The following is a 13,961-nucleotide window of genomic DNA, read 5'->3' on the forward strand; positions in this document are numbered from 1 at the left end:
ATGTCGTCAGTAATTACTAGCTCCCACTTCCCACCGCGAAGCGGCTTGCAGGGAAGGGGGAAGTCGAAGTTTACTTCGGCGGGGGGTTAGGCAGCGTTGATCAGGGCAGGCAGAAGCGAAAATCCTCTATGGAAAAGATCACTCACAACGATGTTCGCGATGTCTGGGAGGCAAACGCCGCGTTCTGGGATGCGCATATGGGCGAGCAGGGCAACACGTTCCACCAGGAGCTGGTCGCGCCGTCCGCCGAGTGTCTGCTGGAAATCCAGCCCGGCGAGCGCGTGCTGGAAATCGCCTGCGGCACGGGCCTCTTCGCCCGCCGCTTGGTAGAGCTCGGCGCGCACGTGCTCGCCACCGATGTGAGCGCGGAGATGGTGCGGCTGGCCCGCCAAAAGTTCACGAGCGCGAATGACAAGATCGAGTTCCAGCAGCTCGACGCCGCCGACGCCGATCAGCTCGCCACGCTACCCGCCGCCGCGTTCGACGCCGCCGTGTGCAACATGGCCCTGTTCGATATGATCGAGATCGCCCCCCTCTTTCATGCGCTCTCCCAAACGCTCAAACCCGGCGGCCGCTTCGTGTTCACGATCTGCCACCCCAGCTTCAACACCAACGACTGCGTTCGCACCGCTGAACAAGCCGACCGGAATGGCGAGATCGTCGTCCAGCACTCCATGCGCGTCATGAAGTACAACGGTCTCGCCCCCACACAGGCCATCGGCATCGTCGGTCAGCCCCGCACGCAGTACACCTTCCACCGCCCCCTGAGCGCCCTCCTCGCCCCCGCCTTCCAACACGGCTTTGCCCTTGACGGCCTCTTAGAGCCAGCGTTCGAGAGCGCCGCCTCCGACAAACGATCCCTGGACATGCGCAACTTCCACGAGTTCCCCATGGTGCTCGCGGCGCGGCTGCGGCTCAGATAAATGTCCCTCGGCAGCATAGATCGACACATGTTATGACAAAATTTCAGATCCTTTGCTGTAGTGGCAAGTCGAGGCGATATTATCTGTGACGGTAACGCCGAAATGGAGTTCATCCAGAGTGACACCACCGACACAGAAGCGCACCAACGCCGAACAATTTATCACCACCTTACAGCCTGGCGTGCGTGTCATCATCGCGGCCCTGGTTCCGGCCAAGGGTGATGAAGACCAGCCGCTCGTGGCTGCTGTGACCGCCGCTGTCGAAGCCAGGGGAGCCATGATCGTCGGAACGCTGATTCAGCGTCGCGGCGTATCGCGCGCACGAAGGCCGGGCGGATCGAAGAAGTTTCGATCGCCTCTCAGCGCCTCGACCTGCATTGGAGTAGGCAAAGCTGCCGAGCTGGTGGAATTGGTCGGCCAGTTACAGGCAGATGCTGTCGTCTTTTGCAATCCTCTCACTGGAACGCAGCGCCGAAATTTGGAACAGGCGACAGGAGTGAGTGTGCTCGCGTTCCGACCGTGATAATCTGTCAGGGAGAGTTCTGGCGCGCTCGGCAATACTTCGCCTTCATGAGGCTTCGTATTATTCTCAAACACAAGCTGAGATCGCCTAAAGAACGAAGACATCTCGTTCCAATGCGCAAATAACTTACGCCTGCCTCGTTTAGTCCCTTTTCGTCCTGGCTATACTCGGTTGTGGGGAACAGCAAACGTCCCTGCATCTCTGCGAATTTCAGCGACGAAAGGACAGACCCATGGCAAACAACAACAGTGGTGTTAATTCCAACGACAACGAGCAGCAGAACGACGACAACCAGCGGAACCAAGCTTCGCAGCAGGACCAGGCCCAAGGAAACACCAACCAGCAGCAGGGCGCGGACAACACCCGCCGCAACGACCAGGGACAGAACGCCGACACTGGCCGCGCTGGCGACAATCAGCAGGATCAAAGCGGAAACGACAATAGCAATCAGCAAAACGCCGGCAACTCTCGCCAGCAAAACCAGCAGAACCAGTAACTCGATTTGACGGATACGACGCGACACAAACTCAATATCGGCGAGATTTAAAAGGCGGGCGCTTTCCATGACGGAAAGCGCCCGCTTTGTGTTTGCAAGGCGCCATAATATTCCTGCTGAAGTGATTGCGCCGAAAAAGAATGCGTTCCAGAACTCGTAAATTTGATAAAAAGTACGATAGAATCGATATAGATATTATGACACTCAAGAGATCATGAACACAAACTCAGCGCGGCATTCCTACAGTATTCAAAACAATACATTCTATTTCCACACTGGGCGCCTATCAGATGGCGGCCAAGCTATACTTGGCGTGCAAATGCCCACTCTGCTTATGGTGAAGTTTGACGCCGATGGAAATTATGTGGAAGTTGTGGTGAAGGACTTCCCACCGGATCTGAGTTTCGATGAATTGTCCGAGCACCTGAAAAGTTGGCGTGCAGAGTTGGGGATTACGCCAGCGACAATTTCCGTAAAGCAGTTTTTCCTTAAAGATATCTGGGTTGGCATTCAAGATTTACCTGATCACTATTTGGAGGTTTTACGTAATCCCGAGAACTTCGATGCAGAAGAACTTGCGGAGTTGCAGGAAGATATACGAATACGGCAGGAGCAAGGGGATTTCGTCTTTTACTGGTGTGAAGATTATTATCTCGACAGATCAGGGGAAGTGACATCGTCCTAATCAGCTTTCTCTCGATTGCTAAGAATCGAACGAAAAATCATGACACTCACACGAAAGCGCGCCGGGCGGCGCATCTTTGTCCGCGAACAAAATTACGTTTGGCGTCTGAATAATATCGGGGACGGAACCACATATTTTCTCGTCGCATCCAGTACGCGGCCAGATGCGCCGATGCGCAGCACCGCGTTCTACGACCTACTACAGTTACAGGTTTTTCCAGCTGAACATCTCGGAAACCAGCTATTCGCCGAGATGTCCATAACGATGCTGGAAAGCGCCTGGGGAGCGTGCGCCATCACGCCAAAGCTCGTTGCGTGCTTGATCGAAGGCGCGCTCGACGTCGGCTGGAGTCCATCGAAAAACGGCTTGACGCTTGATGTCGCAGAGGCGCAGGAGATTCTTGAAGCATACGTCAAGGCGAAACCTGCCTGTCAGGAGTCATAATATTACTATTCCAATGATCAAACGATCACGGATACGCGGAGCACTTTCCGATCGATATCCCGAGAGCATAGCCATATGAACATATCCGAAGCCATCGATCACTTGCGCCGCGTACACGAAGAAACGCCGACATCACTCTTCGCCCCCACGCCGGACGATGCGGCAAACGCCGAACAGCGATTGAACGTGTGCTTTCATCCTGACTATCGACGGTTCCTCATGGAAGCAAGCTCTTGACATACGGCTCTATGGAACCATTCGCGCTGCACGAAGCGCCCTACCTTTCGTTAATTTTCAACGCTGAGAATGCCTGGGAGCATGGATTACCCAGAACTTTACTCCCATTCTGTCCGGACAACGGTAACTACTTCTGCATGAGCGCACTCGGCGATTCTCCAGAAGTGGTGTATTGGGATCACAACGGACCAGCGCCGGATCGATGGGACGATCTGGCGACATGGATCGAAATGGTCTGGATCGGCGAATATGACAATACTGAGATGGAGAATATTGAGTAAACAGCAATTTCGCACGGACTGGACGCCCTTCGCCTCCCAGCTTGGGGTCATTCGACTCATACTCATTGTCGACTGGGACCCGATCGGCGTGTTCGGACCACCATTGGCGCTGGACGAATACGACGGCTATGCGCCGGGTATCCTCAAACTTCTGCATGGCGGCGCCGATGTCGAGCGTCTGATGGATCATCTCCATCAACAGGAAACAGTCAATATCGGCTTGAATACGCAGCGTGAGAGACTTCGAGGCATTGCGAATAAGTTGATTTACGCTTATGGACAGGCGCAGCCGGATTAGAAGAGAACGACACGACAGGAAGTAAGCAGCAGCAAGTATGGAAGACCCAATCAAGATTGTCCGGATGGCGGTGCGTGTGATCGACGATCAGAAGGAGTCGCTGGAGGAAGCGGGATTGCGGCCGGCGGTGCTGGTGATCGATCATAAGACTTATCAGGCGATCGCGCTCATTGAGGCGCAGCGGAAGGCGGAGGCGAGTGAGAACCAGTGGGCCAATCCCGAGGGCATGGAAGTGCCGGCGGTGACGGAGTATCGGGGGCTATTCGTGGTGGCGGTCGCGTCGGCGGAGACGATGATTCGGGTGACGTGTCCGGTGCAGCAGATCTGGGACGCCGGCGACGTGTTTCTGGAAGCGCTGAAGGATTATTTGTAACGATCATTGGAGAGGAACGGCGGTATCTAACGTGACGACTAACAAACAGAAAAGTAAGGGAATGCCCGTCGTGCTCAAGGCGGTGGCGGCGGGCGTCGGCGCGGCGATTGTCAGCGGCTTGATTGGATACTTCCTCTCGTCATACGAGCAGGCTCATGACAGCGGGGATATGGCGGGTCTGCCGGGGACGCTCCTCACAAGCTGCGCCCCGTTCATCGGAATGCTCGCCGCCGCCATCGTCGGGTTTACCGGGCGGTCGAAGCCAGGGTAAGGTATGAGGCTTACTCGTACACGACGTTAGATGATCTGGATAGCCGGCGAATGATGCATGTTGACAAGCAAAATGCATCATTCGCCTCTTTGCCCCCCCTACCCCTTACCGCAGGTAGAAGAACCACTCCTGCTGGCAGCCGCCGCCGCTCCAGCTCCAGAGGAGGATGCGGGTGTTGTTGGCGCCGGAGCAGCCCTGGCCGTCGAGGACGTCGTGCGTGCCGTCGCTCTTTGTTCCGGCGGTGCTGATCTTGAACTTGCCGCCGGTGGTCGGTGTGATCGCCCACTGCTGGCAGGAGGAATTGCGGTTCCAGTCCCACAGCTCGATATACGTATTGTCGTTCGGGCTGCAGCCGGTGCAGTCCAGGCTGCGGCCGATCGTGCCGTCGGGGTTGATCGTGCGGATCGAGTAGTAGCCGTTGTTCAGGCTGTTGACCTGCCACTTCTGATTGTTGGTGTTCGCGTATGGCCAGAGCTGAATGACTGTGCCGTTGGTGTTGCCGTTGCCGTAGCAATCCAGGGCGTTACCGGTGGTGGCGGCGGCGATCTCATAGACGCCGTTCGGGATGGTGGACGCGCCGATGCCGTTGTTGATCGCCGAGGCGTAGGCCGCCGCGTTGCCCTGGAAACTGTCGTAAAGCCACATCCAGCCACCGGATATTTGACACTGGTTCTTCCAGTTCGTCATCAGCGTCTGCGTGTTGGCGGAACCGTTGCCGCTGTCCACGCCGGGATAGACGGGAATTCCGCCGAAGTTCCACGAGCAGGGGTTGTTGTTACCGCCGCCCGAGTAACACTGAAGGTGAACAGAATCGATCGTGCCGCCTCGCTGGGCGTTGACCTGCGACGCAACGGTCGTCCAGAAACCGCTGTTCGTGTACGGATCCAGCGCGACTTTATAGCCCAGATTTCCCAGCATCACGCAGAACTTCACCATCGTGCTGGTATCGTAGCAGTTCTCATCGTCGAGATCGATGCAATCCAGCGAGGGAATGGCGGCCTTGAGCGCCGCAAAGTTTCGGTAAAGGATGCTGGTTGAGCCTGTCCCCTGCGCGTTGATCAAGTCCCGGATGTGCTGGAAGTCGCCGACATTGGACGACCCGACGCTGAACGTGATGCGCTTGACGCTGCCCTGCTTCAGACTGGCCATGTTGCCCGCAAAATCGGAGTGGGTGGAAGCGCCTGTGTAGGAGCCGTTCGAACAGACCGGAAACTCCCCGTTGAAGTTCATGTCTCCCGTGCTGGAAACGGCGATGTTCCACACAATCACTTCCATAAATCCCGAGTTCTTGAGTTCGGTGATGTGGCTTGCGGCGTTGATATACAGCGGCCCTCCGCCAAACACACCCGACTGAGCCGCCGACGCCGCGTTCGGCGCCGCCGCGCCCGCGATCAGCAAGGCGCCCGAGAACGCCGCCGCCGACAGCGCGGCGCGCGCTTGTTTCCAAAGACCATGTTTCATGAGTAATGTCTCCCTGAGGCTTGTCGTCATAGACAGCGATAATCGTCTTTACACATTTTTATCAATACTGCAATAATCGCAACAGAACACTTTCTGTCTATACGATTAGGCGACATGCGCCATTATAGCAAACGAAGTTCAATCCGTCAACAATTATTTGGACCATCTGATACCATATTTAAATTAGACTGTTACCATGCAGGCGCAAACGAAAGCGGGCGGGAGTATCTAAAATACTCCCGCCCGCCGTCGTTGTCTATTGAGCACGCGGGACCGTTACGGAACCCGCACCAGGGAGAACTCCTGCGCGATGGAATTATTGTCGGGATATTGCTGAAGCGGGACATCGTTGCCGGGGAGGCCCCCGGCGATATCCCAGCTCATATCGTCGTGCTTGAAGAAGAACCGGTAATGGCCGTTCGTTTTGGGAATGATACGTACCTTCTGGTCACCGATGTTATTGACGTTGTAGTCCCAGAGCTGTGTTTTCGTTTCCGCCGCGCTGGAGCTGTTGATGACGCTGATCGCGCGGGTGGTCGCGTTCTGGCTGAAGACGCCGTAGAATCCGTCGCCCTCACCCGTGAAGCTCCATCGGAACCAGGGATTGCTCTGGTACTGATATTGAACGATCTTCGCGCCGTTCGCACTGCCACCCGCTTGGACGCAAACATACTTGCCGCTGAAGCCTTCGATATTGTAGGTTCCCCACGGCTGGAAGCGCCAGCGCTGCGCGGCGGTGTTGGTGTTGGCGTACTGCTGGATCTTGGCGTTGTCGGCGGTGCTGCCTCCGGAAACATCCATCAGCAGGCCGCTGCGCACGTTTTTGATGTTGTACCAGCCGTTGCCCGCGTCCACCAAATCCCACTGCTGGCTCGAATCGTTATTGTAGTCCCAGGCGACGAGCTGCGCGCTATTCGCCGTCGAGTCGCCGGACACCGAAACGGCCTTGCCGCTGACCCAGGAAACGATCTTGAAGTGGTCGTTATTCTCCGTGGGAATGAGCGTCCAGCGCTCGTTCGCGCCGTTGTAGTCGTAGCTCCACTGGTTGGTGACGGCACCGTTGGCCATATTGCCGCCGCTCAGGTCCAGGCACTTGCCGCTGTTTTGATTGACGAGCATAAAGTACGGGGCGTATTGCCGCGGACCGCCGATGGTGTTATTGATCGCCGAGGCGTAGGCCGCCGCATTGCCCTGGAAGCCGTCATAGAGCCACATCCAGCCGCCAGTAATCCCGCACGTGCTCTTCCATCCCGCCAGGGTCGAAGAAACCTGAGACGGATTTTGGGATCCGCTGTCCAGGCCGGGATACACGGGAATGCCGCCGAAGTTCCAGGAGCACGGGCTGTTGCCGCCGCCGCCGGAATAGCACTGGAGGTGAACGGAGTCGATCGTCCCCGGCCGCTGGCTGTTGACCTGCGACGCGACGCCCGTCCAGAACCCGCTGTTCTGGTACGGATCGAGCGCCACGGTGTAACCCAGGTCTGACAGCATCACACAGAACTTCACCATCGTTGTCGTGTCGTAGCAATTCTCATCGTCGAGATCGATGGTGTCCAGCGAGGGAATGGCGGCTTTGAGCGCAGCGAAGTTCTTGTAAAGCGCGCTTGTGCTGCCCGTTCCCTGCGCATTGATCAAATCTCGAATGTGCTGGAAGTCGCCAACATTGGACGACCCCACGCTAAACGTGACCCTGCGCACACTGCCCTGCTTCAGGATCGCCATATTGCCCGCGAAGTCAGAGTGGGTCGCGCCGCCGGTATAGGCGCCGTTCGCGCAGACGGGAAATTCTCCATTGAAGTTCAGATCCCCGGCGGTCGAAACCGCCATATTCCAAACGACCACTTCCGTAAAGCCCGAGTTCTTGAGCTCCGCGATATGCGCCGCCGCATTGATGTAAAGCGGCCCGCCACCGAAGACGCCCGTGTTCGAGGCCGACGCCCCGCTCGCGCCGGCGATCAATATCCCCAAGGAAAGCGCCGCCGCGCAAGCCCCCTGTTTCCAGCTCCAATGTTTCATTCGAGATGTCTCCTTCATATGTCCTCATAGACAGCGATAGTAACTTTAAAACACATCAATAGGGTCGTTGCAACGACGAGACTCGTTTGCTTACCGCCGTGGTAACCGCGCCAGAACAACCTAACCGGTTAAGCTGAGCTATTATAGCAAAAGTAACACGATCCGTCAATCACTTTTTGGACCATCAAAAACCATAAATGGAATCCATAGGCGCCATAATGGGTTCAAATATACTGAGACGAGGGCTCCTAACCCCCCGGCGCTTTAGCGCGCTTTCCCCCTTCCCTGCAAGCCGCTTCGCGGTGGGAAGTGGGAGCTAGTAATTACTGACGACATAGCTCTTGGCGCAGTCAACGAAGAAGAGAACAGATACGCTTGTCTTGGTAGCCCTATGTCAAGAGCCATGTCGTCTCAAGTGATCAGCACCCACTTCCCACCGCGAAGCGGCTCGCAGGGAAGAGGGGAAACGAGCCTTAGCGAGTTGGGGGGTTAGGGGCCCCCCGACTCATCAATAATTTCCCAAGAGACCGCGAAACGAAATGTTCTCTCCTTCGTTATAATATTCGTATCACAAACAATTGGCAGGGCAAATTTCATGAACTATCGACGCTCCGCCGCGCCGCTAATCTGCTGTTTCGTTCTAGCCGCTCCCACAACGCGCGCCGCTGGTGATGCGCCGAAGCCGCAGACGCTGGCGCAGGCGCTCGCTTTAGCCGCGCCGCCGAAGTCTGAACTTTATATTGCCGTGGGTGCCGATCAGGTGACGCCGCCCAAGGATGGGCCGGCGCTGTTTGACGGCGAATCGGCGGCGCAAACGGCGCAGGCGTTCGGCCAAAACGTGGGCGCCTTTGGAGATGTCGAAGCCATCGCGCCGCGCACGGTCATGGTCGTGGACGTTCCGCCGAACACGCCCAATGTCTATGACGGCATGGAGCCGAAGCAGATCGTCAAGCTGCTCGCGGGAACATTTTCCAAGGAGCAGTGGCGGGCGTTTTTGAGCGAGGACGGACTTGCTTACGCCAGCCTGACGCGGGACGATCAGCGGCGCATATTCGAAGCCCTCTTTCCGGATGGAAAAATGCTGGCGGTCCGATTCGATCCCAGCGGCGCCCAGCAATCGCCCACGGAGCTGAGCGGGGATTCGCTGCGCGCCGCCCGCCTGCGCCTCGCCACCAGGACCGACATCGCGCTCTCCGTACCGGGTGAGCCGAACTCGCACGTCTTTGCCGGCTCCTACACTCCACCGGACAGCCCGGGCTTTTACGTAATGTCGAACTCCTCAAGCAATAATGTGGACCGTGAGTTTGGGGCATGGGTGCGCGAGACGGTCCCCAATACTTTAAAACCCAGCGATCTGGACAGCGACGACGCAGCCTGGAAAACCCTCGTCCCGCTCGTCGGCGCGCGCACCGTGGACGATGTGGCGCGCGCCGTCGCCGCCGCTACGCAGCGCGAGGTCTACGCAGACCCACGCTATGGCAAGAAGACCGTCACGATGGCCGGGCCGGCTGCTCCGCGCCGCGCCTACGATCTCATGCGCGCGCTCGCGATGTGCGTCGGCGGCGCGTGGCGCAAGGTGGGCCCGAGTCTCGTGCTGACCAACGACCGTATTGGACTCGCCGTCAAGCAAGAGCTGTGGAAGGCGTTCGAGGCCAAAGCCGAGGCGCTGGCGCCCACCGGCGACCGTTACACGCCGGCAACGCAGCCGGATGGCGCGGCGTTCACCGTGAAGGATATTCCCTCGACCGGCGACGACTTTCCCTTCTCTGACAAAGAACGGGAGATGTACTGGAAGAAGTTCGAGGAAGACAATACGCGCTCCATGTCTGGATCGAATATGATCCAATTGACGCTTCCGTTCCGCGACTTGACGCCCGTGCAGCAGGACGCCGCGCGCCACATTCAGGAGGCGAATGCGAAGGATCACATCGCATCGACGCTGGACGGCGATGTGATGATCCAGTCCGAGCCGATGGTGGAAATCCTCATGCCGTCGATCCCAGTCCCGGTGATTGTTCCGAACGCCTGCGAGATCCTCCTACCCTACCTGGCCATATCCGATGCGGCGATCGCCAGAGCCCAGCGCGACGAAGCCGAATCGCAGGCCGCCAAAGCCGGACCCCCCCTGCCGGACAAGGCGCCGACCGCCGACGAGATGCGCGCGATGATCCATACATTCGGCCGCCGCGCCGCCCTCGTGGAAGCAGGAACGGTCGAAGAAATCGACAAGAACATTGCGGCGCTAAAAACGCTCGGCCTGAATGAACTCTGGCTGCGTGTCCCGCTCGGCGCGGACGGCGAGGGTGACGACACGGCGCTCGATCTGCTGCGCCATGCGGCCAAAGGCGCGCAGGCGGCGCACATCGCCCTTTACCCCGCGTTTCGCCTGCTGGCCTGGGGCGACAAAGCGCCAGAAGGTTTGAAAGACCGCACGATCCTGGGCGCCACGGACGATACCGTCACCCCCTTCGCGCCGGAGGCAATCCAGCGAATGGCGGCGATCGTCGGCAAAGCCGCGCGCCTCCCCGGCGTCGCGGGCATGCTGTGGACCGATTCCGCGCCGCCAGGTTATACCGACAAACGCTCGCTCTACAACCCGCCCCTCCTGGGCTACGCCGCGCCGGGCCGCCTCGCCTCCCTGCGCGCCTCACACACCGACCCACTCGACCTGACACTATCCCACGGCCTCGATATGCGCGCCAACATCACCCTGCCCGACTTCGGCGATAACGGAACAAACGCCCAGATGTACGACGCCTGGTCCAAGCTGCGCGTCACCGCCCGTCGCGCCTTCGTCGCCGCCATCGCCAGCGCTCTGCCCGCCTCGTACAGCCCCGGTCCGCACTCATCGCCGATCATCACGCCGCCCGCCGACGGCGATCTTTACCGCGTCTACGGCTCCTGGGACGACACTGCGAAGCCACAGCCGGCGGTCACCGTGATCCCCTTCCCAGGCCCCGACGGCAAACCCGCAGCCGACGGATCCGGCGTGCAGTCCATGGCGTCGGAAACCGTCTATCACTCCGTATCCCTCGGAGAGCCGGACGACACCGCGCCCCCAGAAGTCCTGCGCGACGTCTCCCGACAAATCCAGGAATGGCTCGACGACAAGGTTCCAAATATCGTCTTCACCGCCGCCGACCCACGCATCCTCCCGCGCCTCGCCGACGCCGTAAAAAATGCGAAGTAAAACCAGCAAGCAAGCATCAAACACCATTATGATTCCACGCTATCCTACCACGATCCTCGCCCTTTCTCTGCTGGCGTCGGTAGTGCACGCCGAGGGTGATGCGCCCAAGCCGCCAGTCCAAACATTGGCCCAGGCGCTCGCGCTGGCCGCGCCGCCAAAATCCGAGATTTACATTACCGTTGATGCGGAGAAGGTCACTCTGCCGGAGAACATCACGCCGGCGGCTTCGGGAGACAGCGTGACGCAAGTCGCCACTGTGTTCGGGCGCAGGGTCGGCGGTTTCGGGAATGTGGACGCCATTGCGCCGGCGACGATCACCGTGGTGAACGTTCCGCCGGACAAGGTCGATCCTTATGACGGCATGGAGCCGGAGAAGCTGATCCAAATGCTCTCTGGGAGCTTCAGCGCCGATCAGTGGAAGGAATTTATGAGCGAGACCGGCGTGGGGTATTCAGACCTCACGACAAGCCGTCAGCGCGCGCTGTTTGCGGCGCTGTTTCCGGATCAGCAAATCGCGGTGCAGCGGTTTTCTCCGAATGGCTCGGGCGCCCAATATGTCAAGGGCGATGCGCTGAAGCCCGCGCGCCTGCGGCTGGCGTACAAGACTACCATGGCGCTCTCCCTTCCGGCCCAGCCCGGGGCGCACATGTTTTCCAACGACTATTTTTCGCCGGACCAGCCTACGCCATTTATCATGACCAACTCGCCGAGCGGGAATGTGGACAAGGAGTATGGAGCGACCGTGTGCGAGACGATCCCAAACACACTCAAGGCGAATGACCTGGGCGCGGACGATGCAGCCCTGCGCGCCGCCGTATCCAGCGCCGGACTTGCGACTGTGGACAAGGCCGTGCGAGCTATCGCAGCCGCGACAGGCCGCGAGATTTACGCCGATCCGCGCTATGCGAAAAAGACGCTGACAGTGATAGGACCGTCGCAGTCCGTTCGGGCCTTGGATTTGATGCGGGCGCTCGCGCTCTGCGTCGGCGGAACGTATCGCAAGGTCGGCTCCGCGTATGTCCTGACGGACGATCTCGTCGGTCTGGGCGCCAAGCATCAGCTTTGGAAGGAGTTTGAGGAAAAGGCGAAGGCGGCTCAGGACGCCGGGGAGGCGTCCGTTTCCAGACAGGCCCCGGACGCTAATCCTTACACCATTCAAGACATCCCATGGACGGCCGATTCCTATCCGCTCACGCAGAGCCAGCAGGACGCCTATTGGAAGAAGTGGCGCGAGGATGGCATGGAGCCCAGCACTGACATGATCCAGGTCTATCTCCCATTCGCCAAACTGACTCCCGCGCAGCAGGAAGCCGCCCGAAAGATTCAAGAGCAGAATACGAAACAGCATGAGGCGACATCGCTGGACGGCGATGTGATGATGCAGGCGGCTCCGATGATCCAAATCGTCATTCCTTCCCTGGATGCGCCGGTGCTGATGCTCGACAGCCTTCACGGCCTCCTGCCCACTCCAAAGGCGACTCCCCAGGAACAGGCGGCGGCGACGGCGAAACGCTGGGGGCCATTGCTGCAGGCGTGGACGCCGCCGCGACTGGACGAACACCTCAGCCCCATCGCAAAAACGCTGACGGCGTTCGCAAGGCGCGCCGTTCGCGCGGCGCCGCACTCCACGGACGAACTGACAAAAGACCTTGCGGCAATGAAGGCGCTGGGGATCAACGAGCTATGGCTGGCGATTACGCCCGGCGCGAATGCCCAGGACGACGCTTCCGTGAATCTGCTGGGGGATGCGGTGAAACAAGCCAAGGCGGCTCACATCGCTGTTTATCCCGATCTGTCGCTGCTCGCCTGGGGCGATCACGTTTCGGACGACTTGATCGACCGCGCCGTGACGGGGCGCACGACGACGCAGCAAAATGCGATCGGCGAAATGCATATGGCCGATGTCCGCGACACCGTCACGCCGTTCGATCCGGAAGTCGGCCGTCGCCTTGCGGCGCTGCTGGGCAAGCTGGCGAATGTTCGCGGCATCGCGGGCGTTGTCTGGGAAAACGCGTTCCCCCTGGGGTACGCGCGCGCCGACGCGAACGAGGACGACATGGGCGGCTCAATCCTGCCGCTGGGCTACGCCGTGGCCGGCCGCCTGGCGTTTCTGCGCAAGGAGCATGCCGACCCGATCGACCTGCACAACAATAACTTTACCGACAAGCGCGCCCACGTGAGCGTTCCCGGCTTCGACGACGATTTCAAGCTGGAGCGCTCGCTCTACACGGATTGGCGCAAACTGCGGTCTGATTGCGGCCAGGGCATAATCCGCTGGCTCGCCGGCGCTCTGCCTTCAGTCTTCGCCCCAGGTCCCCATCGTCTCTCAATCATCGTGCCGCCGTCCAATACTAGCCTCTCCGTGCTTTACGGCTCCTGGGACAATCTCACCCAGCCGCCGCCTGGCGACGAGTACACATCTCCCGTGGACTCCAGCGGTCAGCCCATTATGGGCGCGATTAGCCCCGAGCACATGCCCAGCGCGCTCGTATATCGGGTCGTTCCGGACTACATGCCGGCCAACACCAAGGACGAATCTCTCGACCGCGCCATCGCCGGGTCGCTGCGCCAGCTGGTCCCATTAGGCGAACGCGGCGTCGTCTTCGACGCCATCCGGCGCCCCGCCCTGCTCACGCAGCTCCGAGACGCCGAGGCGGCGCGCGCGAAAGCAGACGCCAAGCAGGATAAAAATCAGAAATGATGGGGGAAATGAGAACGCCGCGAGTTAGCGGCCGGCGGTTAAAAACCGCGCCTGCAAGAACG

Annotated in this window: 14 protein-coding genes; 12 read left to right on the forward strand and 2 right to left on the reverse strand. The window is 59.3% G+C overall.

The window, feature by feature from the left end; genetic code table 11:
• Positions 1–128 precede the first annotated feature (128 nt).
• The 10 genes from ABIZ35_RS11865 (at position 129) to ABIZ35_RS11910 (ending at position 4,531) form a co-directional block, all read left to right on the forward strand.
• Positions 129–923: a class I SAM-dependent methyltransferase gene (locus tag ABIZ35_RS11865; protein WP_348220114.1), complete on the forward strand. Its 795-nt coding sequence runs from the start codon at positions 129–131 to the stop codon at positions 921–923.
• Between the two features lie 118 nt (positions 924–1,041).
• A complete protein-coding gene (locus ABIZ35_RS11870; protein ID WP_348220115.1) occupies positions 1,042–1,446 on the forward strand; it encodes a hypothetical protein in 405 nt (134 codons plus the stop codon).
• Between the two features lie 232 nt (positions 1,447–1,678).
• On the forward strand, positions 1,679–1,942 hold the full coding sequence (locus ABIZ35_RS11875; RefSeq protein ID WP_348220116.1) for a hypothetical protein: 264 nt from the start codon (positions 1,679–1,681) through the stop codon (positions 1,940–1,942).
• Between the two features lie 214 nt (positions 1,943–2,156).
• Positions 2,157–2,627, forward strand: coding sequence for a hypothetical protein (locus tag ABIZ35_RS11880; RefSeq protein ID WP_348220117.1), 471 nt, complete (start codon positions 2,157–2,159; stop codon positions 2,625–2,627).
• Positions 2,628–2,666: 39 nt separating this feature from the next.
• Positions 2,667–3,071: a hypothetical protein gene (locus tag ABIZ35_RS11885; protein ID WP_348220118.1), complete on the forward strand. Its 405-nt coding sequence runs from the start codon at positions 2,667–2,669 to the stop codon at positions 3,069–3,071.
• Between the two features lie 75 nt (positions 3,072–3,146).
• Positions 3,147–3,308 (forward strand): SMI1/KNR4 family protein, encoded by a 162-nt coding sequence (locus ABIZ35_RS11890; RefSeq protein ID WP_348220119.1) that lies wholly within the window; start codon positions 3,147–3,149, stop codon positions 3,306–3,308.
• A gap of 11 nt (positions 3,309–3,319) precedes the next feature.
• Positions 3,320–3,589 carry an SMI1/KNR4 family protein gene (locus ABIZ35_RS11895; RefSeq protein WP_348220120.1) on the forward strand — a complete coding sequence of 90 codons (270 nt, stop codon included), beginning with the start codon at positions 3,320–3,322 and terminating at the stop codon, positions 3,587–3,589.
• The gene (locus tag ABIZ35_RS11900; RefSeq protein ID WP_348220121.1) at positions 3,582–3,887 is read left to right on the forward strand and encodes a hypothetical protein; all 306 of its coding nucleotides are present in this window, start codon (positions 3,582–3,584) and stop codon (positions 3,885–3,887) included. The genes ABIZ35_RS11895 and ABIZ35_RS11900 overlap by 8 nt, the downstream gene beginning before the upstream one ends.
• Positions 3,888–3,924: 37 nt before the next feature.
• Entirely contained in the window at positions 3,925–4,260 is a 336-nt protein-coding gene (locus ABIZ35_RS11905; RefSeq protein WP_348220122.1) for a hypothetical protein, read from the forward strand.
• Positions 4,261–4,291: 31 nt separating this feature from the next.
• Complete coding sequence (locus tag ABIZ35_RS11910) at positions 4,292–4,531, forward strand: hypothetical protein (protein WP_348220123.1); 240 nt, start codon at positions 4,292–4,294, stop codon at positions 4,529–4,531.
• Positions 4,532–4,636: 105 nt separating this feature from the next.
• Here the strand turns inward: ABIZ35_RS11910 and ABIZ35_RS11915 are convergent, their stop codons facing one another.
• Both ABIZ35_RS11915 and ABIZ35_RS11920 read right to left on the reverse strand, forming a co-directional pair.
• Positions 4,637–5,992: an RICIN domain-containing protein gene (locus tag ABIZ35_RS11915; protein WP_348220124.1), complete on the reverse strand. Its 1,356-nt coding sequence runs from the start codon at positions 5,990–5,992 to the stop codon at positions 4,637–4,639.
• Between the two features lie 276 nt (positions 5,993–6,268).
• Complete coding sequence (locus ABIZ35_RS11920) at positions 6,269–8,008, reverse strand: RICIN domain-containing protein (protein ID WP_348220125.1); 1,740 nt, start codon at positions 8,006–8,008, stop codon at positions 6,269–6,271.
• 595 nt (positions 8,009–8,603) lie between these two features.
• On the opposite strand from ABIZ35_RS11920, the gene ABIZ35_RS11925 reads away from it, so the two are divergent.
• Both ABIZ35_RS11925 and ABIZ35_RS11930 read left to right on the forward strand, forming a co-directional pair.
• Positions 8,604–11,198: a hypothetical protein gene (locus tag ABIZ35_RS11925; RefSeq protein ID WP_348220126.1), complete on the forward strand. Its 2,595-nt coding sequence runs from the start codon at positions 8,604–8,606 to the stop codon at positions 11,196–11,198.
• A 28-nt stretch (positions 11,199–11,226) separates the two neighbouring features.
• Positions 11,227–13,899 carry a hypothetical protein gene (locus ABIZ35_RS11930; RefSeq protein WP_348220127.1) on the forward strand — a complete coding sequence of 891 codons (2,673 nt, stop codon included), beginning with the start codon at positions 11,227–11,229 and terminating at the stop codon, positions 13,897–13,899.
• Positions 13,900–13,961 lie beyond the last annotated feature (62 nt).

Source organism: Capsulimonas sp., assembly GCF_039929585.1.
Lineage (GTDB): Bacteria > Armatimonadota > Armatimonadia > Armatimonadales > Capsulimonadaceae > Capsulimonas.